General features: G+C 44.6%; 23 protein-coding genes and 5 tRNA genes. 9 read left to right on the top strand and 19 right to left on the bottom strand.

The window, feature by feature from the left end; genetic code table 11:
* Positions 1 to 2: 2 nt before the first annotated feature.
* Positions 3 to 404 carry a Na+/H+ antiporter subunit G gene (locus tag H0S56_RS01390; protein WP_005108489.1) on the top strand — a complete coding sequence of 134 codons (402 nt, stop codon included), beginning with the start codon at positions 3 to 5 and terminating at the stop codon, positions 402 to 404.
* A gap of 85 nt (positions 405 to 489) precedes the next feature.
* Here the strand turns inward: H0S56_RS01390 and H0S56_RS01385 are convergent, their stop codons facing one another.
* The 11 genes from H0S56_RS01385 to tpiA form a co-directional block, all read right to left on the bottom strand.
* Positions 490 to 894, bottom strand: coding sequence for a ribosome-binding factor A (locus tag H0S56_RS01385; protein ID WP_004281108.1), 405 nt, complete (start codon positions 892 to 894; stop codon positions 490 to 492).
* Entirely contained in the window at positions 894 to 3,602 is a 2,709-nt protein-coding gene (gene infB / locus H0S56_RS01380; RefSeq protein WP_114541781.1) for a translation initiation factor IF-2, read from the bottom strand. The genes H0S56_RS01385 and infB overlap by 1 nt, the downstream gene beginning before the upstream one ends.
* Positions 3,603 to 3,612: 10 nt before the next feature.
* Entirely contained in the window at positions 3,613 to 5,097 is a 1,485-nt protein-coding gene (nusA, locus tag H0S56_RS01375; RefSeq protein WP_004281105.1) for a transcription termination factor NusA, read from the bottom strand.
* 34 nt (positions 5,098 to 5,131) lie between these two features.
* A complete protein-coding gene (rimP, locus tag H0S56_RS01370) occupies positions 5,132 to 5,656 on the bottom strand; it encodes a ribosome maturation factor RimP (RefSeq protein WP_004281103.1) in 525 nt (174 codons plus the stop codon).
* A gap of 223 nt (positions 5,657 to 5,879) precedes the next feature.
* Positions 5,880 to 5,956 (bottom strand) — tRNA-Met (locus tag H0S56_RS01365).
* Positions 5,957 to 6,044: 88 nt separating this feature from the next.
* Positions 6,045 to 6,121: transfer RNA gene (locus H0S56_RS01360), tRNA-Met, on the bottom strand.
* 67 nt (positions 6,122 to 6,188) lie between these two features.
* Positions 6,189 to 6,265: transfer RNA gene (locus H0S56_RS01355), tRNA-Met, on the bottom strand.
* Positions 6,266 to 6,345: 80 nt separating this feature from the next.
* Positions 6,346 to 6,422 (bottom strand) — tRNA-Met (locus H0S56_RS01350).
* 53 nt (positions 6,423 to 6,475) lie between these two features.
* Positions 6,476 to 6,560 (bottom strand) — tRNA-Leu (locus H0S56_RS01345).
* 53 nt (positions 6,561 to 6,613) lie between these two features.
* Positions 6,614 to 6,943 carry a preprotein translocase subunit SecG gene (secG, locus tag H0S56_RS01340; RefSeq protein WP_005248398.1) on the bottom strand — a complete coding sequence of 110 codons (330 nt, stop codon included), beginning with the start codon at positions 6,941 to 6,943 and terminating at the stop codon, positions 6,614 to 6,616.
* 13 nt (positions 6,944 to 6,956) lie between these two features.
* Positions 6,957 to 7,748, bottom strand: coding sequence for a triose-phosphate isomerase (gene tpiA, locus H0S56_RS01335; protein WP_195725488.1), 792 nt, complete (start codon positions 7,746 to 7,748; stop codon positions 6,957 to 6,959).
* 277 nt (positions 7,749 to 8,025) lie between these two features.
* Here tpiA and pilB point away from each other — a divergent pair, with 277 nt between their 5' ends.
* The 4 genes from pilB to coaE are packed head-to-tail and all read left to right on the top strand — an operon-like array spanning position 8,026 to position 12,457.
* Positions 8,026 to 9,735: a type IV-A pilus assembly ATPase PilB gene (pilB, locus tag H0S56_RS01330; protein ID WP_195725487.1), complete on the top strand. Its 1,710-nt coding sequence runs from the start codon at positions 8,026 to 8,028 to the stop codon at positions 9,733 to 9,735.
* A gap of 31 nt (positions 9,736 to 9,766) precedes the next feature.
* The gene (locus H0S56_RS01325) at positions 9,767 to 10,996 is read left to right on the top strand and encodes a type II secretion system F family protein (protein WP_195725486.1); all 1,230 of its coding nucleotides are present in this window, start codon (positions 9,767 to 9,769) and stop codon (positions 10,994 to 10,996) included.
* Positions 10,996 to 11,856, top strand: a complete 861-nt coding sequence (locus H0S56_RS14390; protein WP_195725485.1) for a prepilin peptidase — start codon at positions 10,996 to 10,998, stop codon at positions 11,854 to 11,856. Before H0S56_RS01325 ends, H0S56_RS14390 begins: the two co-directional genes overlap by 1 nt.
* A 1-nt stretch (position 11,857) precedes the next feature.
* Positions 11,858 to 12,457, top strand: coding sequence for a dephospho-CoA kinase (gene coaE, locus H0S56_RS01315; protein ID WP_195725484.1), 600 nt, complete (start codon positions 11,858 to 11,860; stop codon positions 12,455 to 12,457).
* Between the two features lie 21 nt (positions 12,458 to 12,478).
* Here the strand turns inward: coaE and H0S56_RS01310 are convergent, their stop codons facing one another.
* The 3 genes from H0S56_RS01310 to ppnP form a co-directional block, all read right to left on the bottom strand.
* On the bottom strand, positions 12,479 to 13,402 hold the full coding sequence (locus tag H0S56_RS01310) for a DMT family transporter (RefSeq protein ID WP_005094400.1): 924 nt from the start codon (positions 13,400 to 13,402) through the stop codon (positions 12,479 to 12,481).
* Positions 13,403 to 13,408: 6 nt separating this feature from the next.
* Positions 13,409 to 14,158, bottom strand: coding sequence for a 23S rRNA (guanosine(2251)-2'-O)-methyltransferase RlmB (gene rlmB / locus H0S56_RS01305; protein ID WP_005094401.1), 750 nt, complete (start codon positions 14,156 to 14,158; stop codon positions 13,409 to 13,411).
* 134 nt (positions 14,159 to 14,292) lie between these two features.
* Positions 14,293 to 14,616, bottom strand: coding sequence for a pyrimidine/purine nucleoside phosphorylase (gene ppnP, locus H0S56_RS01300; protein WP_004281089.1), 324 nt, complete (start codon positions 14,614 to 14,616; stop codon positions 14,293 to 14,295).
* A 442-nt stretch (positions 14,617 to 15,058) separates the two neighbouring features.
* Here ppnP and recN point away from each other — a divergent pair, with 442 nt between their 5' ends.
* Complete coding sequence (gene recN / locus H0S56_RS01295) at positions 15,059 to 16,720, top strand: DNA repair protein RecN (RefSeq protein ID WP_195725483.1); 1,662 nt, start codon at positions 15,059 to 15,061, stop codon at positions 16,718 to 16,720.
* A gap of 86 nt (positions 16,721 to 16,806) precedes the next feature.
* On the opposite strand, the gene H0S56_RS01290 is transcribed toward recN, so the two are convergent.
* From H0S56_RS01290 to H0S56_RS01275, 4 genes are read right to left on the bottom strand one after another with little or no spacing between them, the layout of a single operon-like run.
* Entirely contained in the window at positions 16,807 to 17,793 is a 987-nt protein-coding gene (locus H0S56_RS01290) for a CsgG/HfaB family protein (RefSeq protein ID WP_005108477.1), read from the bottom strand.
* Between the two features lie 52 nt (positions 17,794 to 17,845).
* Positions 17,846 to 18,445, bottom strand: a complete 600-nt coding sequence (gene lpoB / locus H0S56_RS01285; RefSeq protein ID WP_005108476.1) for a penicillin-binding protein activator LpoB — start codon at positions 18,443 to 18,445, stop codon at positions 17,846 to 17,848.
* Between the two features lie 12 nt (positions 18,446 to 18,457).
* Entirely contained in the window at positions 18,458 to 18,859 is a 402-nt protein-coding gene (locus H0S56_RS01280; protein WP_005248406.1) for a YcfL family protein, read from the bottom strand.
* Positions 18,860 to 18,878: 19 nt separating this feature from the next.
* The gene (locus tag H0S56_RS01275; RefSeq protein ID WP_034438391.1) at positions 18,879 to 20,237 is read right to left on the bottom strand and encodes a COG3014 family protein; all 1,359 of its coding nucleotides are present in this window, start codon (positions 20,235 to 20,237) and stop codon (positions 18,879 to 18,881) included.
* Positions 20,238 to 20,902: 665 nt separating this feature from the next.
* Between H0S56_RS01275 and H0S56_RS01270 the strand changes: the two genes are divergently transcribed.
* Positions 20,903 to 21,457 carry a YqgE/AlgH family protein gene (locus H0S56_RS01270; protein WP_004281085.1) on the top strand — a complete coding sequence of 185 codons (555 nt, stop codon included), beginning with the start codon at positions 20,903 to 20,905 and terminating at the stop codon, positions 21,455 to 21,457.
* Entirely contained in the window at positions 21,450 to 21,893 is a 444-nt protein-coding gene (gene ruvX / locus H0S56_RS01265) for a Holliday junction resolvase RuvX (protein WP_195725482.1), read from the top strand. Before H0S56_RS01270 ends, ruvX begins: the two co-directional genes overlap by 8 nt.
* Positions 21,894 to 21,957: 64 nt before the next feature.
* On the opposite strand, the gene H0S56_RS01260 is transcribed toward ruvX, so the two are convergent.
* Entirely contained in the window at positions 21,958 to 22,578 is a 621-nt protein-coding gene (locus H0S56_RS01260) for an alpha-ketoglutarate-dependent dioxygenase AlkB family protein (RefSeq protein WP_195725481.1), read from the bottom strand.
* Positions 22,579 to 22,729: 151 nt separating this feature from the next.
* Here H0S56_RS01260 and H0S56_RS01255 point away from each other — a divergent pair, with 151 nt between their 5' ends.
* Positions 22,730 to 24,532 carry an ABC transporter ATP-binding protein gene (locus H0S56_RS01255; RefSeq protein WP_195725480.1) on the top strand — a complete coding sequence of 601 codons (1,803 nt, stop codon included), beginning with the start codon at positions 22,730 to 22,732 and terminating at the stop codon, positions 24,530 to 24,532.
* Positions 24,533 to 24,564: the final 32 nt, after the last annotated feature.

Below are 24,564 nucleotides of genomic sequence, written 5' to 3'. Positions count from 1 at the left end.
AAATGTCTTTAATTTTAGAAATACTGGTGTCGATTTTTCTATTGATTGGTGCTTTCTTTATGCTGGTCGGCGGAATTGGGATGGTGCGCTTGCCCGATCTGTTCATGCGTCTGCATGCACCGACCAAATCCAGTACTTTGGGCCTCGGCAGTTTTTTAATTGCGGCGATGATTTTCTCTGCCATGTATGGCCGTTTCGGTTTTGCTGAAGTGCTGATTACCCTGTTTGCCTTTATTACTGCGCCGGTATCCGCCAATCTGATGGCACAGGCTGCATTGCATTTGCGGTTACGCTCTTTGAGTGGCGAAGTGCCGGAAACGCTAGAACGCCCCCTGCCTTGGCAGCGTTCACGCCGTCGTACCTTTTATGAAAAGAAAATCAATCGCAATGATGATTTAGATTAATTGAGCAAGCGATTCCAGTTCTCCCAAATCTCAAAATAGAGAGATAAAAAAAGCCACCCGAAGGTGGCTTTTTTAGTCCTAAGACTTATTCATCATCTTTTTTTGCTTCAGCTTCAGGTAAGTCCTTCACTGCTTCAGCGATCAGACCAAACATATAGTTACCATATGCATTGGTCTTATCGTAATGGAAACGTAGACGAGGCGTAATACGGGTTTTGATACGACGACTCAGCTCGTGGCGCAGGAAACCAGATGCTTTGTTCAACACATCCAGAGTTTCTTTATTGGCCTCTTGGCTTTGCTCATCGCCAAGTTCACGTCCCATCACAGTGACATAAACTTCCGCATATCCCAGGTCTGGGCTCACCTTCACCGCAGAGATGGTCACCAGACCACCTAAGCGTGGATCTTTCAGCTCCTGACGGATCAGTTCGGACAACTCGCGTTGTACTGTATCCGCCATACGCTTCAGACGTTGACTACCCGCCATTAAAGACTCCGTTTAATCAATTGAACATCGTACACTTCGATCTTATCAAGTGCTTTGATGTCTTTATAGCCTTTCACCGCAAGACCACATTCCATACCGGCACGAACTTCTTCAACCACTTCTTTGTAGCGACGAAGAGATTCAAGCTCGCCCTGGAACACAACCACGTCATCACGTAATACGCGAATCGGTTTGTTACGATGCAATACGCCTTCAAGTACCATACAGCCCGCAGCCGCACCAAACTTACTTGAGTGGAATACTTCACGTACTTGTGCAACACCCAGAATCGTTTCACGATGTTCTGGTGCAAGCTTACCGCTCATTGCTGCTTTCACATCATCAATCAATTGATAGATGATTGAGTAGTAACGAATGTCGATACTGTCTGCATCTGCTTTTTGACGCGCAGCGTTGTCCGCACGTACGTTAAAGCCGAGTAGAACTGCTTCTGAAGATTCAGCCAGTGTCACGTCAGACTCAGTGATCGCACCTACACCAGAACCGATGATACGTACTTTAACTTCATCAGTCGCAAGCTCAGCAAGTGCAACGTGTAATGCTTCCAAGGTACCGCGTACGTCAGTTTTCAACACAACATTTACGATAGGCACATCTTTCTTGCCCATAGACGCCATGATGTTTTCAAGACGCATTGCAGATTGACGCTCAAGACGTTTTTGACGTTCACGATCCATACGCGCATCGGCAACTTCACGTGCTTTCTTCTCGTCACTCACCACAAGAACTTCGTCACCCGCCATTGGTGCTTCTGGAAGACCCAGAATTTCCACTGGAATCGAAGGACCTGCAGATTTGATACGCTGACCATTTTCATCCGTCATCGCACGAACGCGACCATAAGATGAACCGGCAAGAACGAGATCACCTACTTTCAATGTACCGTTTTGAACCAGAATAGACGTTACCGCACCACGGCTGTTGTCTACACGTGCTTCAATTACGACACCTTGTGCAGCGCCTTCTTCCGATGCTTTAAGCTCTAGAAGTTCAGCTTGAATCGAAATAATATCAAGAAGTTCATCAATACCTTGACCAGTATGTGCAGAAACCATTGCCACTGGAACGTCACCACCCCATTGTTCTGGCACGATTTCTTTCACAGTCAATTCATTCAATACGCGATCTGGATCAGCAGATTCTTTATCCATCTTGTTGATTGCAACAATGATTGGTGTACCTGCAGCACGTGCATGGTCAATTGCTTCTGCAGTTTGTGGCATTACACCATCATCTGCTGCAACAACCAGAACCACGATATCTGTTGCTTTCGCACCACGTGAACGCATTGCAGTAAATGCTGCGTGTCCCGGAGTATCAAGGAATGTAATCATACCTTTATCAGTAGTTACATGGTAAGCACCGATATGCTGTGTGATACCGCCCGCTTCCCCAGCAGCCACTTTGGCACGACGAATACGGTCAAGCAGCGATGTCTTACCATGGTCAACGTGACCCATAATGGTAACAACAGGCGCACGCGTAGATTGCGCACCACGTGCTTCTTCAGCTGCTTCAAGCAAGTTATCTTCAGCTTGTGTATCAGAAACCAGTACCGGGTTATGGCCCATTTCCTCAACAACAAGTGCAGCAATTTCTTGATCAATCGCCTGGTTCTGAGTAACCAATTCACCCATTTTCATGAGTGATTTAATCACTTCACGAACCTTAACTGCCATTTTCGCAGCTAAGTCAGCAACGACAATCGTTTCACCGATTTCAACATCGTAAACCTGTTTTTTCACAGGTTTTTCGAAGCCGTGCTTGTTGCCCTGGCTAGTTTTTAAACCGCGCTTAGGCTGTTTGCTGAAGCTTTGCTCTTCCTGACCACGACGACCACCTTTTTTAGGTGCACGCGCGCTCGGCGTATTCGTACCACGTTTGATTTCGCGGTCTTCTTTGGCAAAAGAGTCTTCATATGCCTGACCAACAAGGCCGGCAGCCAGAGGAGAATCATCAACAACACGAATCGTTGCAGTGGTATCTTCCGCGGTGTACTTGGACGCCATTTGACGCATTTGTTCAAGCGTACGTTGCTGCGCTTCTTCAGCCGCTTTACGACGTGCCGCTTCTTCAACAGCTTTTAATTTTGCTGCTTCTGCTTCACGTGCCTTTTTCTGTTCAGCGGTTTCAGTTGGTTTAACAACTTGCTTCACAATCGGCTTGTTGGTTGATTTGCGTTTTACCACAACTGCAGCTTTAGAAACTTCTTGCTTGTCGCTGGTTTGCTTTGCAGCAGCACGCATCGCCTCTAAAGCTTTATTCGCGTTATTTACGCCAGTTTTTGGAGCTTCAGCAGAAGCAGCTTGCGCTGTATTCTGTTCAGGCGCAGCTTTGGCCTGTTGCTCAGCCTTGGCTTTCGCCAATGCTTCTGCTTTGATCTGTTCTGGATCCGGCTTAACAAATGTATGCTTCTTGCGAACTTCTACATTAATCGTTTTCGCCTTACCTGAAGTACTGGCTACTTTAGCCGTACTAGTCGTTTTACGTTTCAACGTGATTTGCCCTGCTTGGCTTTCTGAACCCTGTGACTTTTTCACATGGCTCATCAAGCTGTCTTGTTGTTCGGTGGTAATAATATCGTCAGCTTTACGCTGTGGTAAACCTGCCTCACGAACCTGCTCTAGGAGCTTCTCAACTGGACGACCCACATTGAGGGCTAACTCTTTAATCGACTTGTCCGTCATATACTACCTCCTAGTTAAACCATGATTCGCGCGCTTTCATAATGAGTTGACCTGCTTTCTCAGCACCCAAACCTTCAATATCTTCGATATCGTCAGTCGCCTGATCTGCTAAATCATCCACTGTTACCACACCACGAGCTGCTAGCGCTTGTGCGATCTCTACTGTCATGCCTTCCATTGCAACAAGTTCTTCACTTGGCGCTTGTATGTTCTCTTGCTGTTGTAATGCATCAGCAAGTGCAATTTCTTTCGCACGGCTTTGCAGTAGTTCAACCAGTTCCGCATCCAGTTCGATTTCATCAAACGTTTCTGCAGGGACATAAGCAATTTCTTCAAGCGAGGTGAAGCCCATTTCTACCAATGCCATCGCCAAATCTTCCGCGATATCCAGACGGGTAACAAACATGTCTAAATATTGTTGCGCTTCGTTTTGTTGACGGGCGTAGTATTCCTCTTCCAGCATCATGTCCAGCTTGTAGCCAGTCAATTCAGATGCCAGACGAACGTTCTGACCTTGTGAACCAATCGCACGTGCCAACTGGTCGCTGGTTGCGAAAATGATGTCGGCAGTACGTGCATCTTCATCGATGACAATACTCGATACATCTGCTGGTTCCAATGCACTTGCGATATATTGCGCAGGATCATCCGACCAAACTACCACATCAATACGCTCGCCATTGAGCTCTTGCTGTACAGCCTGAATACGAGTACCACGCATACCAATACAAGCACCCACCGGGTCAATACGGTGGTCATTGGTTTTCACTGCAATTTTAGCACGAACACCTGGTTGGCGAGCCGCCGCTTTAATTTCAATGATTTCTTCAGAAATCTCAGGAATTTCTTTCTTCATCAATGCAATCAGCATATCCGGTTTAGCACGTGACAGTTGTAACTGCGCACCACGACCTTCACGGTTGACATTGAACAGAATCGCATTTACGCGTTGCTTCGGACGAAGGATTTCTTTCGGAATCATTTCTTCACGAGCAAGATATGCTTCAGCATTGTCACCTAGGTCAATGATAAAGCCGTCTTTGGTTTGTTTTTTCACTTCACCGTAGATCAGCTCGCCGACTTTAGATTCGTAAGCATCGGCTACAAGTGCACGTTCTGCTTCACGGATCTTCTGTACGATCACTTGCTTGGCAATTTGCGCTGCAATACGACCGAAGTCAATCGATTCAACTTCAAGCTCACGAATGTCCCCAATCGACCATTTTGCCGGATCGACATCAGAGATGGCATCCTGACAAGCTGGCATTTCATGGTCTTCGTCTGCTACCACTTCCCACTGACGGAAAGTACGATAGTCACCTGTTTTACGATCAATTTCCACACGTAAACGTGCTTCTTCCGAATGTGTTCCTTCGTAGAATTTTTTCTTTGTCGCAGCAACTAAAGCTTGCTCAAGCGCTTCAAAGATCGCTTCACGAGGTACACCTTTTTCGTTACTAACCGTTTCAACGACGGTCAGAATTTCACGTGCCATACGTCACCTATTCGTTAAATTTTTATTTATTAAATTAATCTTGGAAGACCAAATTTGCTTTATCGATATTGTGACTGTCGATCTCCAATACCTGTTGCTTTTCTACTTCAACCTGAATCATTTCATTTTCAAGATCGACAGCAACCAGTTTGGCCTGGAATTTACGACGGTTATCTACCGCACTGATCAAACGTAGTGCTACGGTATGACCGATATAGCCTGACATCTGCTCGAGCTGGAAGAATGGACGGTCCCAGCCTGGCGAAGATACTTCAAGTGAATATTCACCCGAGATCGGATCATGAACATCCAGCATTGCGCCCACTTGCTGCGTGACACGCACACAATCCTGAACGCCAATACCACGCCCCTGCTCTTCTTCACCATCTTCATTGATTGCTGGTGCAACGCTCTCATCGACTGGCTTGTCGATGTAGATACGTAATAACGAACATTTACCCTGTGGCAGGAATTCAATCCCCCAAAGGTTTACATTACAGGCTTCAACTGCTGGTGCAATCAAGTCCTGAAGTGCTTGAGTTTTATTTGATAGCTTCATTTACTCTCGTCATCTGGTGCGATTTTATGATCTATTTGACCACTACAAACCAATACAAACTATAGTAGTAGTGAAACATGGAGATTTGACCAAATAATGTCGACACTACACGATAGCCAATAAAAAAGGGCGTAAATCGCCCCAATTAATGCACAATTTAAGATTTTTTCAAATCCCACTGTGCAAAAAGGCCCACCTTGTTGTGAGCCTCTTTTTAGAAACTTGGTAGCGGGAGCTGGATTTGAACCAACGACCTTCGGGTTATGAGCCCGACGAGCTACCAGACTGCTCCATCCCGCATCAACGTGCAAAAATTATATACAAAAGATGAGAACTTTTCAATCAAAACCACATCATTCTGCATATTTGTCATCTGTCGCTGAAAAAATGGTAGCGGGAGCTGGATTTGAACCAACGACCTTCGGGTTATGAGCCCGACGAGCTACCAGACTGCTCCATCCCGCATCAGCGTACAAATAACGTTCAGTTTAAAACACTTAAACTGCTTTTAAAGTTTGCATCTTTAAAAGATTGGTAGCGGGAGCTGGATTTGAACCAACGACCTTCGGGTTATGAGCCCGACGAGCTACCAGACTGCTCCATCCCGCAACAACATGCAAATTATATTTCTCAGCTTAATACTGGTTTAAGCTGCCTCTTGAAAGTTTGCGTCTTTAAAAAGGATTGATTGGTAGCGGGAGCTGGATTTGAACCAACGACCTTCGGGTTATGAGCCCGACGAGCTACCAGACTGCTCCATCCCGCATCAATAGAAGTTTTTCAGCTGCATACACCAACTTAAATTTCTGGATTATAAGTTGGTGCGGAAGGGGGGACTTGAACCCCCACGCCCGAAAGCACTACCACCTCAAGGTAGCGTGTCTACCAATTCCACCACCACCGCAGCTGTGACGCATTCTAGTCGCATCACTGAAAAAAAGAAAGGATTAATTAAAACTATTCGGTCGTTTCTGGTGCAGTTGGTGAAGTTTCATTCGATTGCACAGGTACGGTCGGCGCAGACTGAACAGATCCCAAACTATAGGCATTCGAGGTTTGTTGCTTGGCCAAAATCGCCAAAGTCAGACTGGTCACGAAGAACAGTGCAGTAAAAATCGCAGTTAAACGGGTCATGAAATTACCCGAACCTGAAGCTCCAAATACTGTCGCTGCACCACCGCCGCCGAAAGAGGCACCAGCATCTGCACCTTTACCATGCTGAACCAAAATCAAGACAATCATCAAAACAGCTAAGATAATATGTACTACCAGCACAAAAGTTTGCATGCTGAACTCCTAATTATTGTGTATTTGCAAATGCATGAGCAATTTTATGGAACGACTCAGCATTGAGTGATGCACCACCGACCAATGCCCCATTGATATCTGGGCAGGCTGCTAACTCTACTGCATTTTCCGGCTTGACACTACCACCATATAAAATCGCCATCGTCGCGCCATAGCCAGTGATCTGGCTTAAACCTTGACGGATTTGTGCATGCATGGCCTGCGCATCTTCAGGAGAAGCAGTTTTACCGGTTCCAATTGCCCAGATCGGTTCATAGGCAATCACGACATTTTTCCATTGCTCCGCTTCAACCACAGCAGCAATATCACAGATTTGTTGCAGTACTACAGCTTCTGCCTGCCCGGATTCACGTTGTTCCAGACTTTCACCCACACAATAAATTACCGTCAAACCGGCATTTAAAGCATTCTTGATTTTAGCATTTAAAATATCAGACTTTTCTGCAAATATTTCACGGCGCTCAGAATGACCTACCAGTACATAGTGAATTTGGCTATCGGTCAACAATTCAGCACTGACTTCACCAGTGTAGGCGCCTGTTCCAGAAATACGTGAAACATCTTGTGCTACGGTATAAATCGGACGAACCGCAGATGACAGCTCTGCCTGAATCTGGCTTAAGGCAATCGCAATTGGTGCCACACCTAAATGACATTGATCTTCGGCAATCGGTGCAGTTTCCAGTAAACTCTTAATACCACGCACCAAGCTCAATGCCTCTGCCTGCACCGGATTCATTTTCCAGTTACCTATCACCCAAGGGGTAATCGTCGAAACCGACATAATTAACCTATTTCATTTACATATTTTGAATTGGGCACATTCTACACGGAATTGGAAAATTAAAAGAATAGTTTTCTTATCACTCATTCTCGGTTTAGACTATCCAAAATGGTTATTTTTTGTTATCACTTAAAAAAATGGGGACTTCTTCCAACCAGTTCATGCTTTTACTGGAGATGAAGAAGCTAGCAGCACTCTTGGCTATGGTATTTTTACGTAACAAACGTATAATTTTAGTATAGCAATTAAAAGAATTTGATGAATAGGCATTTATAGCATGACAGCATTACAGGGGTCGCCGAGATTTACCGGATTTATTCGTCGTTTGGTCGAGGAAGGCGTCATCTCGGCTGAAGATATGCGCAGTGCGTTGGCGCATGCCAAACAAGAAAAAATCGATATTGTCGCGGAGCTGATTAACCAGCAACAGCTTTCTCCGACCGTCATTGCTGAAACGATTTCAGTTGAATTTGGCGAACCGCTGTTTGATATCAGTGCCTATGATCCTGCCCAAATTTTGCGGGATGCGATTGATGAAAAGCTGATTACCAAGCATCGCATCCTGCCGATTTTTAAAAATTCCAGTATTTTATATGTTGCGACCAGCAACCCGACCAATATCGAAGCAATTGATGCAGTCCGTTTTTCGACCAAACTTAACATTGAAACCATTATTGTTGAACACAATAAACTTGAAAAACTGATCGAACAGAATTTTACCGAAGAAAGTACCTTTGAATTCGATGAAGATTTCGACCTGGATGTTGATGTCGACACCTCAGATCCGAATAAAGAAGATGAAGAAAGCAATAAAGGTGATGAAGCGCCGATTGTCAAATATATTAATAAATTGCTGATTGATGCGATCCGTATGGGGGCTTCAGACTTACACTTTGAACCTTATGAAAAAATCTATCGGGTACGTTACCGGGTCGATGGGGTGCTACGTCAGATTGCAACCCCGCCCTTACAGCTGGCAAATCGCCTGTCTTCGCGTCTTAAGGTTATGTCGCAAATGGACATTTCGGAAAAGCGTGTACCTCAAGATGGTCGTATTAAGTTAAAACTTTCTAAGAATAAAGCCATTGATTTCCGTGTTAACTCTCTCCCTACCCTGTTTGGCGAGAAGCTGGTACTGCGTATTCTGGATCCATCCAGCGCGATGCTGGGGATTGATGCTCTGGGCTATGAACCGGAACAAAAAGAACTGTTTATGCAGGCACTGGACAAACCGCAAGGGATGCTGCTGATCACCGGTCCGACCGGTTCCGGTAAAACAGTTTCTCTTTATACCGGTCTGAATATTTTAAACCGTGAAGATACCAATATTTCCACAGCGGAAGATCCGGTCGAGATCAACCTACAAGGGATTAACCAGGTCAACGTCAACAATAAAGTCGGCCTGACCTTCTCTGCTGCCTTGAAGTCCTTCTTACGTCAAGATCCGGATATCGTGATGGTCGGTGAGATTCGGGATCTGGAAACTGCAGAGATTGCGATTAAAGCGGCCCAGACCGGCCATATGGTGATGTCGACCTTACATACCAATAGTGCGCCTGAGACTTTGACCCGTTTACGCAATATGGGGGTGCCTTCTTTCAATATTGCCACTTCAGTCAACCTGGTCATTGCACAACGGTTGGCGCGTCGCCTGTGTTCACAGTGCAAAAAACCTGCCGATATTCCGAAACAAAGCTTATTGGAAATGGGCTTTACCGAAACTGATCTGCAGCAACCAGAATTCCAAATCTATGAACCAGTAGGTTGCAATGAATGTCGTGAAGGCTATAAAGGTCGTGTGGGTATTTATGAAGTCATGAAAGTAACACCCGAAATTTCCAGAATTATTATGGAAGACGGCAATGCACTTGAAATTGCCGATGCTTCCGCACGTGCAGGTTTTAACAATTTACGCCGGTCAGGTTTAATCAAGGTGATGCAGGGGGTGACTTCTTTACAGGAAGTCAATCGTGTCACCAGCGAATGATCAGGCGCTGATCTAAAATAAGGATAAAGGTATGGCAGCAGTAAAGAAAGGCCAGATGATGCCGATCTTCAGCTATGAAGGAATTGATCGTAAAGGGGCAAAGATCAAGGGGGAATTGCCAGCAAAAAATATGGCTTTGGCCAAGGTCACCCTTCGAAAACAAGGTATCAGCATCAAGACCATTCGGGAAAAGAAAAAAAATATTCTCGAAGGCTTGATGAAGAAAAAAGTCTCGACACTGGATATTACGATTTTCACCCGACAGTTAGCGACCATGATGAAAGCCGGGGTACCCTTGGTACAAGGCTTTGAAATTGTTGCAGAGGGTCTGGAGAATCCAGCCATGCGTGAAGTCGTTCTGGGGATTAAAGGTGAGGTGGAAGGTGGTAATACCTTTGCCGGTGCACTGCGTAAATACCCGCAATACTTCGATAAACTATTTTGTTCACTGGTGGAATCGGGTGAACAATCCGGTGCGCTAGAAACCATGCTGGATCGGGTCGCGATCTACAAGGAAAAAAGTGAACTGCTCAAGCAAAAAATTAAAAAAGCCATGAAGTACCCGGCTGCGGTGGTCGTGGTCGCGCTGATTGTCACGATTATTCTAATGGTAAAAGTGGTCCCGGTTTTCCAGGATTTATTCTCTTCATTTGGTGCTGACTTACCGGCTTTTACCAAAATGGTAGTCAATATGTCGGAATGGATGCAAAAATATTGGTTCCTGCTGATTATTGCCATTGGGGCCATCATTACGGCTTTTCTGGAAGCAAAAAAACGCAGTAAAAAATTCCGTGATTTTCTGGATAAAGCAGCACTTAAAGCACCGATTTTCGGTGATCTGGTGTATAAAGCCATTATTGCCCGTTATAGCCGTACCTTGGCCACCACTTTTGCAGCCGGTGTACCCTTGATTGATGCACTGGAATCCACTGCCGGCGCAACCAATAACGTGGTGTATGAAGATGCCGTGATGAAAATCCGCGAAGATGTTGCCACTGGTCAACAACTACAGTTTGCTATGCGCGTGACTAACAAGTTTCCATCTATGGCCGTGCAAATGGTTGCCATTGGTGAGGAATCCGGTGCGCTGGATGCCATGCTGGATAAAGTAGCCACGCATTATGAAAATGAAGTCGACAATGCCGTAGACGGTCTCACCTCCATGATGGAGCCCTTGATCATGGCTGTTCTCGGTGTACTCGTCGGTGGTCTGGTGATTGCCATGTACCTTCCAATCTTCCAAATGGGTTCTGTGGTTTAATGCAAGATCTTATTCAATATTTCATTCAAAACCCAACAGCGCTGTATAGCGCAGTTGGGCTTTTTAGCCTCTGCATTGGTAGTTTCTTAAATGTGGTGATTTATCGCACTCCCAAGATGATGGAGCAGGAATGGCGTACCGATTGCCAGATGTTCCTGCATCCGGAACAGCCAATTATTGATGAGACCAAATTAAGTTTAAGCAAACCCGATTCGACTTGCCCCAAATGTCATCAACCAATCCGCTGGTACCAGAATATTCCCGTCATCAGCTGGCTGGTCTTGCGCGGCAAGTGCGGCAACTGCCAGAATCCCATCAGTATCCGCTATCCACTGATTGAGCTTCTGACCGCGGCCTGTGCGCTGATGGTGGTGGCTGTTTTTGGTCCGACTGTCCAGATGTTATTTGGCCTGATTCTGACTTATGTCTTAATTGCACTGACTTTTATTGATTTTGACACCCAGTTATTGCCGGACCGTTATACCCTGCCCCTGGCCGCGCTGGGTCTGGGCGTCAATAGTTATGCCCTCTATACCTCACCGAGCGCTGCCATCTGGGGCTATATCATTGGCTTTCTGTGTTTGTGGGTGGTCTATTATGTCTTTAAAATCGTCACTGGCAAGGAAGGTATGGGCTATGGCGATTTTAAATTGCTTGCCGCCTTGGGTGCCTGGATGGGGCCTTTGCTATTACCATTAATTGTGCTCCTTTCTTCTTTAGTGGGCGCGATTATCGGGATTATCCTGCTGAAAGTCCGTAAGGAAAATCAGCCTTTTGCCTTTGGTCCCTATATCGCGATTGCCGGCTGGATTGCTTTTCTGTGGGGCGAGCAGATTATGAAAGTGTATTTAGGTCAATAAAGTGAAATTTATACTCGGATTAACCGGCGGGATTGGTAGTGGCAAGTCTGCGGCCAGCCAATGGTTTGAAGCACAAAGCATTGTCGTTGTGGATGCCGATGTGGTGGCGCGTGAAGTGGTCGCGATTGGCCAGCCTGCACTTGCCCAGATTCAGCAGGTTTTTGGGGATTGGGTACTGCTTGAAGATGGTTCACTGAATCGTCGTGCCTTGCGCGAATATATTTTCCAGTCTCCTGAAGCACGTAAAACCCTGGAAAATATTACTCATCCAGCAATTCGCACTTCGATTATTCAGCAGCTAGATGCTGCGCAAAGTTCCTATGCCATTCTGGTTTCACCGCTCCTGTTTGAGACCAATCAACATGAGCTCACCCAGCATCGCTTACTGATTGATGCCACGATCGAATTGCAAATTGAACGTGCCTCACAACGTGATGGTCAAAATATTGAGCAAATCCGAAACATTATTGCCGCACAAATGTCACGTGAACAGAAACAGGCCATGGCTGATGATATTGTGCTGAATGATGGTCATCTGGATCATCTTTATGCCCATCTCCGCCCATTGCATGAAAAATATTTAAACATGGCAGCTGCCTGAGGTATAAAAAAAGCAGTCCGATTAAGACTGCTTTTTCTGTGCTGCAAGTTGTGCTTCTAAACTATCTTTACGACCAATCCAGCGCCAAGGCTGTAAGGCCCCAATTGCCATCCCCACCAAGCCACAGATCATCGCCAGGCTCAGCGCTTCATTTAATAAAGGCACCGCCAGAATCGCAGCAATAAATGGTGCAAGATTGGTAATACTACCGGCTTTAAATGCACCGAGACGCTTGATTGCTTCGACATAGCTTAAAGTGGCAATAATTACCACAAAAACCCCATGAAAGATGGTTTGAAATAATAAATGCTGGGGTTCTGGCACACTCAAATTTTTGGGTAAAAACAGCAGATAAACAGGTACGTAAACCACTGCTGACCAGATCGCGACACCGCTCATTGCCTGCCATGCAGTTAACTGATATTTCCGCAATAACACGGTAAAAATTGCCCAGAGTATTGCACTGATAAAAAATAGCCCATCCCCTGCCCCGAATGCCACTCCGGTTTCCTGATACATCAGCAGACTCATGATACAGAGCACCGCAATCATAATAATCAGGCTGGCCCAGGTATGCTTATCAAAAGCCTGCCCCATCAGGAAAAAAGCCATGATGGCAGTACAAATCGGAATACAGCCATTCAAGAAAATCGCGGCATGGGCGGTAGGCGCATAATGAAAGGCGCTATAGGCAAACAGACAGTAAATTACTCCGCCAATCATGGCCAGAATAAAGGGTTCTTTTTTCAGTAAAAAAGCCGCCTCCTTGCGATAGAGCAAGATCGGCATCAGAATCAGAAAAGCCAGAGAAAACCGCAGAGCCACGATATCCCAGGCACTGATATTCCAAAGCGCATTCAGACGGGCGGTTAAAGTAAAACCGCCCCAGATACACATGGTCGTCAGTAGAAAGACATAGCCTTGTGTACGATCTGACAATGCCATCATCAATTACAGGTTACGCTGACGGCAAGCTTCATACAGTGCCATACCGGTCGCCACACTGACATTCAGGCTTTGCAGATTACCCGCCATCGGGATATACACCGTCTGATCGCATTGGCTTTGTGTAATTGGACGTAGACCGGTATCTTCCGCACCCATCACCACACAGACACCAGTACCGGTGAAATCAAACTCCTGAATCGGCAGCGCTTTTTCATCCAGCATGGTACCGACGACTCGCACATTAAAGTCTTCTTTGATTTGCCCCAAGGTACGCGCCAGATTAGTCACCTGAATAAATTTGACTTTGTCAGCACCACCGGCAGCCACTTTACGTGCAGTCGGAGTCAAGCTTGCAGAACGATCACGTGGTGCAATCACTGCCTCAACACCCATCGCAGCGGCGGTACGCACACATGCTCCGAGGTTGTGTGGATCGGTAATATGATCGAGGGCCAATAACAACGCTTGAGGATTTGCGCTCAAGAGTGATTCAAGATCTTTTTCATTCAGGGTTGGATGAGCACGAACTGCGGCTACGACCCCCTGATGAAACGGTTGCCCGGCCAGTTTCTCCAGTTTGTCACGGCTTGCTTGCTGCACACTGATCCCAAACGGCTCAGCCAGTTCCAGTACACGCTTTAAACGCTGATCATCGCGTCCTTTGAGAGTGAATAATGTCAAGACACGTTCAGGCTCAAGCTCTAACAATGACTCCACTGAATGTACGCCATAAAAATATTCAGGTTTTGCCATGAACGACCTCTAGATTAGTTATATACAAAAGAAAAATCCCGTAAAGCTGACTTCACAGGATTTCTATAGCTGATTAGTTTAACCGATTCGCACTGAAATTTCTTGCCCGGTTTACACTGATCTTGAATCTGGACTTAACCTTCAAAATGGCAGACATAGTCCAGCACATCATCGGTTTCGATTTTAAAACGGCTATTGCCCGGCACATAGAAAGACTGACCGGCACGGAACAGCTCACTTTCTTCGCTATCACCAATCTGAACACGGCATTCACCTGAAACAATTTCCATGCGCTCAGGAACATGTGTTTCAAAGGTCAAGGCATTTTCTGATGGCAGAATGACACCCAAAGTTTTTTTGGTCCCGTCTTCAAATTGTACAATGTGGCTAATACACAACCCGCCGAAATATACATTAGATTTTTTAAGTACCGATACATGATCAAACTGAGCTGACATGCGATTTCTCCAGATAAAGCATTTTGTAATATTTTGATTGCTGTAGTTTAAATGTGCACCCTCAACTAATCAATCGAAGTTTGTCGGCGTCGATCAAATATTCTGTATCACCTGAACCCCTTCTATTTACAGCATGTTTTGGCCTGTATTTTGCTGATAGATAAACTTAAGTTTCGATCTGCACGCGCTCTTTTAAAAACAGGCTCAATTGAGTCTTTAATTTAAAGATTGGGGATGTCAAAAATATGAAAATCAGCAGTGAATTAACGCACTTCTGAGTCAGCTTCTTGCGAAAATACAGTGAAATAAGCATATATGAATCTTTAAAATTTAAGATAGAATGAAATTGATTCGTCCTGATTTATAATAATCCCAGCCATGTTGCGACCCCAATCCGACATCAGGCTATTTCAATCAAACTTTTCGCAGCCCGGATGCGTTTATGCTGACACATTTAACTCTGATCAATTTTGCTTTAGCTGGGCATCTTGCTATTGATATTGATAAAGGTTTTAACGTTTTAACCGGTGAAACCGGTGCAGGTAAATCCCTGTTACTGGATGCCTTGTCTGCCTGTTTGGGTGAGCGAACCGATACCAATTATGTGCGTTATGGTACGGAAAAGGCGGATGTCACCGCCAGCTTCAGCTACCAAGAGCACAGTCCTGAAGCAGCCTGGTTGAAAGAGCATGAACTGGATGATGAATCAGGTGAAATTCATTTACGACGGGTAATTTTTGCTACCGGCCGCAGCAAGGCCTGGATCAATGGACGCCCGAGCAGCCTGTCAGAGTTGAAAGAAATTGGGCGTCTGCTGGTTCAACTTTATAGCCAGCATAGCCAGCAGCAACTTCTGGAACCACCTTATCCAAAACACTGGCTGGATCGCTATAGCAATTTTTATACACCAGCTCAGGAAGTGCGGGACGCTTATAGCACCTGGCAGAAAAATATTCGTCAGCATCAGGCAGCGCTAGATGCACAAGCGACCCGTAAGCAACGCATGGAAACCTTGGAACTGCAGCTAGAAGAACTGGAAGACATTGTTCAGACGGATTATCAGGAGATTGAACAGGAATTTGACCGGCTTTCCCATCATGAAGCGATCATGCAGGACTGTGTCTATAGCCTGAATAGTCTGGATGAAGGCGAACAGAATATTTCCCAAGAACTGGCTTCCATTCTACGTCGCATGGAATCACATGCCGGTCGTAGCGAACAGCTTTCCGGAATTTACACCTCCCTGCTGAATGCCCAAAGCGAACTTGAAGATGCAGCAGCGAATTTACGCCAGTTTATGGATCGGCAGAGTTTTGATCCGGAACGCATGGAAGTACTAAATTCGACTTTAGAAATCTTCCATCGTCTGGCACGTAAATATCGTACCCAGCCAGAATTACTCAAAGAAGAATATGAAGCCTGGCAAACCGAATTAGAACAGCTGCATCAACTGGAAGATCCGGAAACACTGGCTGAACAGGTCGCGTTTTCTTATCAGGAGTTTCTGGATAAAGCCCAACATCTGGATCAGATTCGCCGTGAAGCCGCAGCACCGTTGGCCAAGCAGCTCACTGAGCAGGTCAAACAACTGGCATTGCCTGAAGCACATTTTGAGTTCAAGTTTGAGCCTTTGGAGCATCCCTCTAGTGAAGGTCTCAGCTTTATTCAATTGCTGTTTACTGCCAATAAAGGCATTCCGGCACAGCCTTTAGCCCGGGTTGCATCAGGCGGTGAACTCTCGCGTATTGCGCTAGTGATGCAAGTCATGAATGCGGAAAAAACCGAAGCTGAAGTGCTGGTCTTTGATGAAATTGATGTCGGGATTAGTGGTGGTACCGCAGAGATTGTCGGGCGTTTACTGGCCGATCTGGCCCAGCATGTACAGATTCTGTGTATTACCCATCAGGCACAAGTGGCAGCACAATCTGATCAGCATCTACTGGTAAAAAAACAGCAGACTGATCCTGCCAGCAGCACAATCATTGACCTTGAGGAAAATGAAATTATTCAGGAGCTTGCAAGAATGACAGGCGGTGTAGAGATTAGTGAAACCACCTTGCAACATGCCCGCCAGTTACGTCAGCTGAAATTTCAGCAGGCTTGAGCTACCTGTAAAGCGACACATAAAAAATCCCTGCATTTAGGTCAGAGATTTTTTATGTGTTAAAAATCATTCGAACTAATATTAACTTACCATTTTACAGGTTGATCGCTTGAACCTGGCGTCATTTCATAGCCCGGTGATGAATCATAAGATTGACCAGTCTGAGACTGTACAGGCTGTAATTTTAAGCCCTGTAAAATTTCCGGGTTTAAGCCCTGAGCAATTTTATCCGCCGTACTGTCATTTAAACTATTGGTCAGAATATTCTGTGTCATTAAATTAGACAGAGTTCGATTGAAAGTGCCCGCTGCTACCACTTTACTGGTATTGGCTTCAATGACACGCCAGCTTAAACGCACTTGTTCAGCGCCGGCATTCAAACCATACATTTGCTGATGGCTGGCACTAGACAGATCATTAATTCGTCCCACCAGTAAATAGTCTGCTCCAACTTTCTGACCGATACGCGCCAGCTCATGCGGTGCACCATCCCAATACAGGAATGCATTTTCAGACTGCATTTCATCCAGATAATGACGATCTACCACACTCAACTGTCCGCTTTGAGCCAGATAATTTCCTAAAGTATCGGATAATTCCTGACTAAACTCATAGGCAGATGTGTCATTGGCCAGTCGGTTATTTTTCTCGGCCATCTGGAATGGCAATACTGCAATCCTGCGCAAATGCTGGTCTTGTACAGTCGATTCAAACTTCACCACATGTGCGCGAACTTTGGCACGGTAATTATTTTTTGCACCCGTCACACTCAGCACCTGAAACTTGGTCACTGAACCTGAACCTTGATTTGCCACACTAAAAACTGGTGAAACTTTACCGTTATAACTCCAGCCCTGATTATTCACCGATACAGAAACAGTCTCTTCATAATTCATTTGGGAAGAAACTGAAGCACCATTTACCGATTGCACAGCAATTAATAAGGCTTCAGAAATCGCCTGGTGTTGAGTTGGACCACTTCCACTGGCTTCTTTAACCACTTCTTTAATGGCTGCAAAGGCCGGAGCGCTCAACAATCCAGACAACAGGCCTGCAAGTAATATTTTTTTCATATTATATTCTTCTACAGTCACTGTGCCAAAAGCACAGTGACCTTCATTGAAATTACAGACCAAAAGTCGAGCGTTTGCCTGCCTTACGGATTTCTTTCTCGCCAGTCCACTCTACGATACCAGTTTGCAGGTTTTGCAATTTAAAAGTGAACTTGTAATACACATCACTCTTGCCACCGGCATTCTTCACAATACTCGACAAGTTGCCATTTAGCATAAATTCGGCACCAATATGACCACCGGCACGTACTGCTGTTGACTGGTTCACCATACCGCTTTGCTTTTGATAAGCTAGCTGCTGTGCCACCGCATTCACCGATTTCATATCAACAAAACGAAATTTTCCAGAATTGATTAGTTTGTTCTGAATACTGTCAGTAATCGATTCGGTATCGATATGTTCCTGGGTTTTGTTATGAATCCGATCAAGGACAATGACCGGACGGCGGTTTTGGGTCATTTGCACCACTGGCGGGAACATCAACATGTCATCCACCATTTTGGCTGCAATCATTTGCAAGTCAGTTGAACCAAAGTCTGTGGTTAAGGTTTCGACTGCTTGGGCATCACCATAACTTACTGAACCAGTAGAGGCACAGCCACTAAGCAGTGTCGTAGTTGCCAATGCGGCGAAAATCAATTTTGCGTTCATTTCAAGTCTCTCTTATTTTTTCAAATACACAACAACATCAACAGCAGATGGATTTGGCGCCAAGGACTGCACACCTTTGGTTTCACGTCCGGTTAACTGGATCGGCTTCCAGATGGCACCTTCAGGATTAACTTCCACACCTTGTGCATCCACCCAAACAATCTTGTAGCTAAAATCTTTATTGTTAAAACGGCGGTTTTTGATCGCGATTGAAGCACGCTTTAAATCACCAACCAAGCTCATATTCACACGTTCCACAAAGACTTCCGTAGTTAATACCGGATTATTGGTAATGGTGCGGATACTCATTTCATTATTGGCATTGGTTTGGGTAGATAAGGCATTCGGTGCGGTACAACCCACCATGAACAGCGCCCCTAAACCAAGTACAGCAAAGCTAAATTGACGTTTCATATTGTTCCCTTATTTATGATTAATGTGGAATGGTGCTTACACTAGCCGTAATTTTGTCATTAACATGATGGGCATAGACAAACACTGTTTGATTGGCTTTCACATCTAGGGTGACCGGAGAGCTAGATACACTCCCGCTAGAAAGTTGTAAATTATGTTTGCCCGGCGTTAAATTTAAGCGCGCAATCTGGGCATTACTCGGCAAGGTACTCCAGCCACGCAAGTCAGCACGCTCAGTCGCCATATTTAAGACGTTACCGGCAAGTTGACCAAACACACCAAACTGGTTACCAAGTTCTTTTTGTGCGGCATATTTTGCAGTGGCGCGCAGCACCTGACTGCTCACATTCGCCATAATTTTTTCTTTGAGGTCCTTGACGGCCAAAGCACCAATATCACTAATCACATAACTGTCTTGTAAAGCTTTATTATTGACTTTCACTTTCAGGCTAGTTGGTATCACATAGGTACTTGGTTCATAGGTCGCAAAAGCAATATTGATTAAACCGCCCGGTGTAGGGACATCAATTTTATTTTCCACCTTTTGCGGTACAATTCCCTGTTCGATAAATACAATCACCGGAACACTACCCTTCTTATGCTGTGTGACCAGTTGATCCAGACGTTTCACGTCTTCGGAAATTTGCTTATCTGGTTGTAACTCATAAGCTTTCTTATAATCAACCAAGGCATCATTGTATTCACCCAAGGTTTCCCATAAATTGGCTGCCATATAAAAAGCGTAGGCATTCTGATAGCTGTTCTTAATCTTGCCGGCTATGGGGTCCAGACCGACAAAAGCTTCATCCAGCACACTTAGATTCTTCTCTGCTTCCGTGTTTTTAGCTACTTTGTCTTTTTTCTTTTCTAGTTCTTTTTGGTGCAACAATTCGATTTCACGCTGGAGGCCCTGAGCCACGCGCATTTCTACCGCAGCAGCTTCCAGATCCTTTAAGAAAATATAGTTTTTAGCTTGGGAAATATGCGCCAGCACCTGCTCATGTGCTGGTACCAGATAAGGCACTACAGAGTCATTGCTGACCATGGCAAGAGCCTTAAACCCCATTCGGGACACACTAATTTTGGCCCGATTTTTTTGTTTTTCTAACAGCGTAAAGGCTTGCTTATAATAATCTCGGCTTTCTTCATATTGATGGTTAACTTGTAATAAGCGGGCTTGTTCAAGTAAATATAAAACTCCATCCTTTGAATCAGCTTTGTCCTTAAACTGAGTAATGAGGTTTTCAGATAAAGCGCTATTCAAATGACTACGGAAAAAACTACCTTCTTCATTATAACTACTAAATACTGCTGCCTGTGAAGTGACCGACACAGAAAATAGCGCAGAAATTAAAGTCCCTTTTAAAATATGATGCATAACAACCCCATTAAAAAAATAAATTAAAGATGAAAATTTCTGCATTCTACGAACAAAGCAATATGGTTTCAATATGTATATTTTGTATAATAATTGAAATATTCTGTACAATATATCGCAAATTTATTACATAAATAAACAAATATTATAGTTTGTTATCTAATATTGACCATTTTTTAATCACTAGAAACTATGTATCGAAATATAGTTAGAGCTTAATTAATGAGCTGAGATTGTAATAACTTGCCTTTAGTTTTCAGATAAATTCTATTTAAAAGCAAGAAACTATATATAGTCTACTTTTAACCATGAATGATCTATTGTTATTATTTAATTCATTCCACCACAATATATTTAATATTTTTTATTAAAATTTAAGTAAGTTTTTACTCGGTTTATCTGGCTGTTTTAGCATAAATAAAAAACGCTTAAAACTACCTCCCATCATTTAAATAAAATCACTGAAGGTCTTTTTAAAAGGAATTTTAAAACCGGCCTTAACCTGTTCATGCCTGATTTACCCCATATCCAAGTTGTCAGCCTAAGCATTTTATGGGATAACTAGCAGGAAGAAAGCCGCTGTTTGAGTGATTACAATTAGGCCCGTAGGCCATGCTTCACTTTTTCAGACTGCATAGCATACTGACTTTGGGAGAACTGCTCAGGTGACCAAACAGTTTCTGACACATCGTTGTCTGATTGCACCGCCGCATGCGAATGATGATTTTTTTGCCCAGACGGTCATTTATCTCGCTCGTCATGATGAAGATGGTGCCCAAGGCATCATTATCAATCGACCTGCCGGCATTCAAATTAAAGAATTGCTGAATGATCTTGATATTGAAGCAGACAATGTCAATCCGCATGAAGTATTACAAGGCGGCCCTTTACGCCCTGAGGCCGGTTTTGTCTTGCATACTGGTCAGCCGACCTGGCATTCCTCCATCGCCGTAGGTGAAAATGTCTGCATTACTACCTCCAAAGATATTCTGGATGCCATTGCACATAATGAAGGTGTCGGTCGCTATCAGATTGCCCTCGGTTATGCCAGTTGGGGCAAACACCAGCTGGAACAAGAAATTGCCCGTGGTGACTGGCTGATTTGTGATTCCGATATGGATCTGATTTTTAACCTCCCTTATAACGACCGTTGGGACGCTGCCTATAAAAAAATGGGTGTAGACCGCAACTGGTTATCTTCCGAGATTGGACATGCCTGATGTAAACGCGCCACAAACCATTATGGCGTTTGATTTTGGTACACAAAAAATGGGAATGTCGGTTGGACAATCCCTGATTGCTAGTGCCAATCCCCTACCCTTATTTCCCATGAAAGATGGTATTCCCAACTGGGATGAACTGCTCAAAATCGTGAAAAGCCATCAACCGAATTTATTTCTGGTCGGCTTACCATTGAATATGGATGATAGTGAATCGGAGCTGTCGACACGGGCGCGAAAATTTGCCCGCCGTTTACGTCATCAGACCAATATTGAAACCTGGATGGTGGATGAACGTTTGACCACCCGTGAAGCACGCGATGAACTGGAGCATTATCAGGCTCAAGGTCGCGGCAAGAAACTCTCTGCCGACAGTATTGCGGCTACCTTGTTGATTGAAAGCTGGTATCGCCATCCTGCTGGAATCACGCCTTAATCTGTTTTGAAAATTTTTTAAATCAGCATCCGTCAGGGTGCTTTTTTATGCTCCAAAATGCTTCTTAAGGATAAAAATAACGAAAAGTCAGGTTAATTCTTGGTGTTAAAACTTTGCTGGTTTTGCTGATACTGTGCTTCCAGTGTTGCTGTGTCGCACCTCGCATCACAATCAGTTGTCCACTGTGTAACAGTACATCGACTTTATCGCTCCGAATTTTATGCTTAAAGCTCATTTTGCGGGTGGCTCCCAGACTCAGAGAAGCAATGACATTTTCCCGAGAAGTACCTGTATATAACGCCGGCTCATCATCACTATGCCAGCCCAAGCCTTGGGAACCATCTTCATACAAATTGGCCAGACAGGAATTAAAGGGATGACCGACCAGAATTTCAATATGCTGCTTTAAACGGAATAATCCGGGTGTCCATACCTGAGCTTGTTTGAGCGTACCAGAATAACGATACTGATAATGTTCATCGCCATACCAGACCACCTGGCGACCTGTGACATGGTGCTTGCCAAATAAATGCACTTCATCATGTTGCCAGGCCAGCTGACTGAGAAAATGCTGTAGATACTGCTGGCTTTGTTCCTGATCCAAAATCAGGCCATAATCTTCTACTACCCCATCAAAAGGTAATACATTGGCTTGCGGCTGGGGTGCAAATAAATCGAGCGTCATATCAATCAGATCCAGTATCCACATGAAAATACTGACATTCGACCTAAAGGATTACAACTGCTCTTCACAAATGACTACAACATTTATGCTTGTGGCTGGCATGATTCCTGCCTAGACTGAATTCAACTTTCACAATAAAAATAATCCTTTTATGAACTTATGGCAGCTGTTTCAGAAACTTCGTCCCTTTGTTCAGCCTTACCGGTTGCTGGTGATTGCCACGCTGATTCTGACCCTGATTGGCTCATTCACAGCACAGGTCAATGCCATTACCTTGCAATATGCGGTCGACAGCATCAATTCGCTACTCGAAGCCGGTCAAGGATTGGAGCAAGGCTGGCATATTCTGATCACGATTTCGGCAATTTTGCTCGGCAAAGAAATTATTAATGCCTTTGTCCAGTTCGGGCAGAAGTTCTATGGAGAGAAACTGCGAATTTTTGTCTCTCAGGATCTGGCCCAAGGGATTATTGAAAAGTTTTTAAAATATCGTTTGGAATTTTTTAATCAGGAAAATAATCAGGCCGGTAAATTACAGACCCGGATTGACCGTGGTATTGGTTCACTGACCCGTCTGGTTCAGATCTTTTTCATTGATATTTTACCGTTATTTACCAGTGCCATTGTAGCTTTGGGGCTGATGTACTATGCCAATGTCTATGTCGGTCTGGTTGCAACTGCCATTGTCCCAATCTATTTCTGGTTAACCTATAAGCAGGCGCAAAAACTTGGGGGCTGGCGCCGCAGCCTTCGCGATGGCCGGGAGAAAAAGAGTCAGGGCATTCTCAGCATCATCAACTCGATTACCGTGATCAAATCCTTTAACCGCGAATCGATTGAATCGGAAAAGCAGTTAGGGTTACAGCGCGAACTGACCGACAATCAGATGAAAACCCGCCAGACCAGTTTCCTGTTTGATGGCCTGAAAACTTTTCTGGAACAGATCGGGATTGTACTCATCATTATTCTAACCTCCTACTTTGTGCTGGACGGTCAGATGAGTATTGGCATGATCATGTTTCATGTGCTGCTATTTAATAATGTCTCGGCTCCGATCCGATCCCTGCACCGGATTTATGATGAAGTGAATGATGCCATGATCTATTCAGAAAGCTTTTTCAAGATTCTGGAGGCCGATGATGAAATTGAACAAAGTGGTCAGCAGAAACCGATTGTCCAAGGCAAATTTCAACTCAGTGGCGTGAATTTTTATTATCCAAATGGCCACCATGCTTTGAAAGATATTGATATGGAAATTCGCCCGAATAAAATTACCGCCTTGGTGGGCTTATCGGGTGCCGGAAAATCGACCCTGATCAGTCTGCTGGATAAATTTTATGAACCACAGCAAGGCCAGATCAAACTGGATGGCATTGATCTGAAAGATTATGACACCCAATATCTACGCGATCATATTGGTCTGGTCTTACAAAAAAATCATATTTTTCAGGGCACCATCTTTGACAATATCCGTTACGGCAAAACTACTGCCTCAATGGAAGATGTAATTGAGGCAGCAGAAAAAGCCTCGATTCATGAGCAGATTTTACAGTTACCGGATGGCTATGACAGCGATGCCTTGATGCTGTCTGGCGGCCAGCAGCAACGCATTGCCTTGGCACGGATGTTCCTGAAAAATCCACCGATTATTTTTCTGGATGAACCGACGGCGAGTCTGGATGCAATTGCCACGGAACAGATCAAACAAAGTCTGGACCAGATCAAGCAAGGTCGTACTGTGATCATCATTTCGCATAGCCTGTCGCAGATTATTGATGCAGATTATACCTATGTAATGAAAGAAGGAACGATTGCCGAACATGGTGAACACGACCAGCTTTATCATCAGCAAGGCGTGTATAAGGAAATCTTTGATGCGATGGCCAAAAGCCTGAATATTGAAAAAATTGCCAAAACTTTTGAAGATGATGCCGAGGAAGAAACTCATAGTTAGCTTTTCTATCCCAATAAAAAACCTCCGAGCTG

This window comes from Acinetobacter lwoffii, assembly GCF_015602705.1.
Classification (GTDB): domain Bacteria; phylum Pseudomonadota; class Gammaproteobacteria; order Pseudomonadales; family Moraxellaceae; genus Acinetobacter; species Acinetobacter lwoffii_E.
The sequence above is the reverse complement of the archived record's forward strand: the minus strand, read 5'-3'. Positions and strand labels throughout refer to the sequence as shown.

Bases quoted from the DNA above. Each gene is read 5' to 3' on its own strand.
- H0S56_RS01390 (WP_005108489.1), top strand. From the start codon at position 3: ATGTCTTTAATTTTAGAAATACTGGTGTCGATTTTTCTATTGATTGGT.
- H0S56_RS01385 (WP_004281108.1), bottom strand. From the start codon at position 894: ATGGCGGGTAGTCAACGTCTGAAGCGTATGGCGGATACAGTACAACGC.
- infB (WP_114541781.1), bottom strand. From the start codon at position 3,602: ATGACGGACAAGTCGATTAAAGAGTTAGCCCTCAATGTGGGTCGTCCA.
- nusA (WP_004281105.1), bottom strand. From the start codon at position 5,097: ATGGCACGTGAAATTCTGACCGTCGTTGAAACGGTTAGTAACGAAAAA.
- rimP (WP_004281103.1), bottom strand. From the start codon at position 5,656: ATGAAGCTATCAAATAAAACTCAAGCACTTCAGGACTTGATTGCACCA.
- secG (WP_005248398.1), bottom strand. From the start codon at position 6,943: ATGCAAACTTTTGTGCTGGTAGTACATATTATCTTAGCTGTTTTGATG.
- tpiA (WP_195725488.1), bottom strand. From the start codon at position 7,748: ATGTCGGTTTCGACGATTACCCCTTGGGTGATAGGTAACTGGAAAATG.
- pilB (WP_195725487.1), top strand. From the start codon at position 8,026: ATGACAGCATTACAGGGGTCGCCGAGATTTACCGGATTTATTCGTCGT.
- H0S56_RS01325 (WP_195725486.1), top strand. From the start codon at position 9,767: ATGGCAGCAGTAAAGAAAGGCCAGATGATGCCGATCTTCAGCTATGAA.
- H0S56_RS14390 (WP_195725485.1), top strand. From the start codon at position 10,996: ATGCAAGATCTTATTCAATATTTCATTCAAAACCCAACAGCGCTGTAT.
- H0S56_RS01310 (WP_005094400.1), bottom strand. From the start codon at position 13,402: ATGGCATTGTCAGATCGTACACAAGGCTATGTCTTTCTACTGACGACC.
- rlmB (WP_005094401.1), bottom strand. From the start codon at position 14,158: ATGGCAAAACCTGAATATTTTTATGGCGTACATTCAGTGGAGTCATTG.
- ppnP (WP_004281089.1), bottom strand. From the start codon at position 14,616: ATGTCAGCTCAGTTTGATCATGTATCGGTACTTAAAAAATCTAATGTA.
- recN (WP_195725483.1), top strand. From the start codon at position 15,059: ATGCTGACACATTTAACTCTGATCAATTTTGCTTTAGCTGGGCATCTT.
- H0S56_RS01290 (WP_005108477.1), bottom strand. From the start codon at position 17,793: ATGAAAAAAATATTACTTGCAGGCCTGTTGTCTGGATTGTTGAGCGCT.
- lpoB (WP_005108476.1), bottom strand. From the start codon at position 18,445: ATGAACGCAAAATTGATTTTCGCCGCATTGGCAACTACGACACTGCTT.
- H0S56_RS01280 (WP_005248406.1), bottom strand. From the start codon at position 18,859: ATGAAACGTCAATTTAGCTTTGCTGTACTTGGTTTAGGGGCGCTGTTC.
- H0S56_RS01275 (WP_034438391.1), bottom strand. From the start codon at position 20,237: ATGCATCATATTTTAAAAGGGACTTTAATTTCTGCGCTATTTTCTGTG.
- ruvX (WP_195725482.1), top strand. From the start codon at position 21,450: ATGCCTGATGTAAACGCGCCACAAACCATTATGGCGTTTGATTTTGGT.
- H0S56_RS01260 (WP_195725481.1), bottom strand. From the start codon at position 22,578: ATGACGCTCGATTTATTTGCACCCCAGCCGCAAGCCAATGTATTACCT.
- H0S56_RS01255 (WP_195725480.1), top strand. From the start codon at position 22,730: ATGAACTTATGGCAGCTGTTTCAGAAACTTCGTCCCTTTGTTCAGCCT.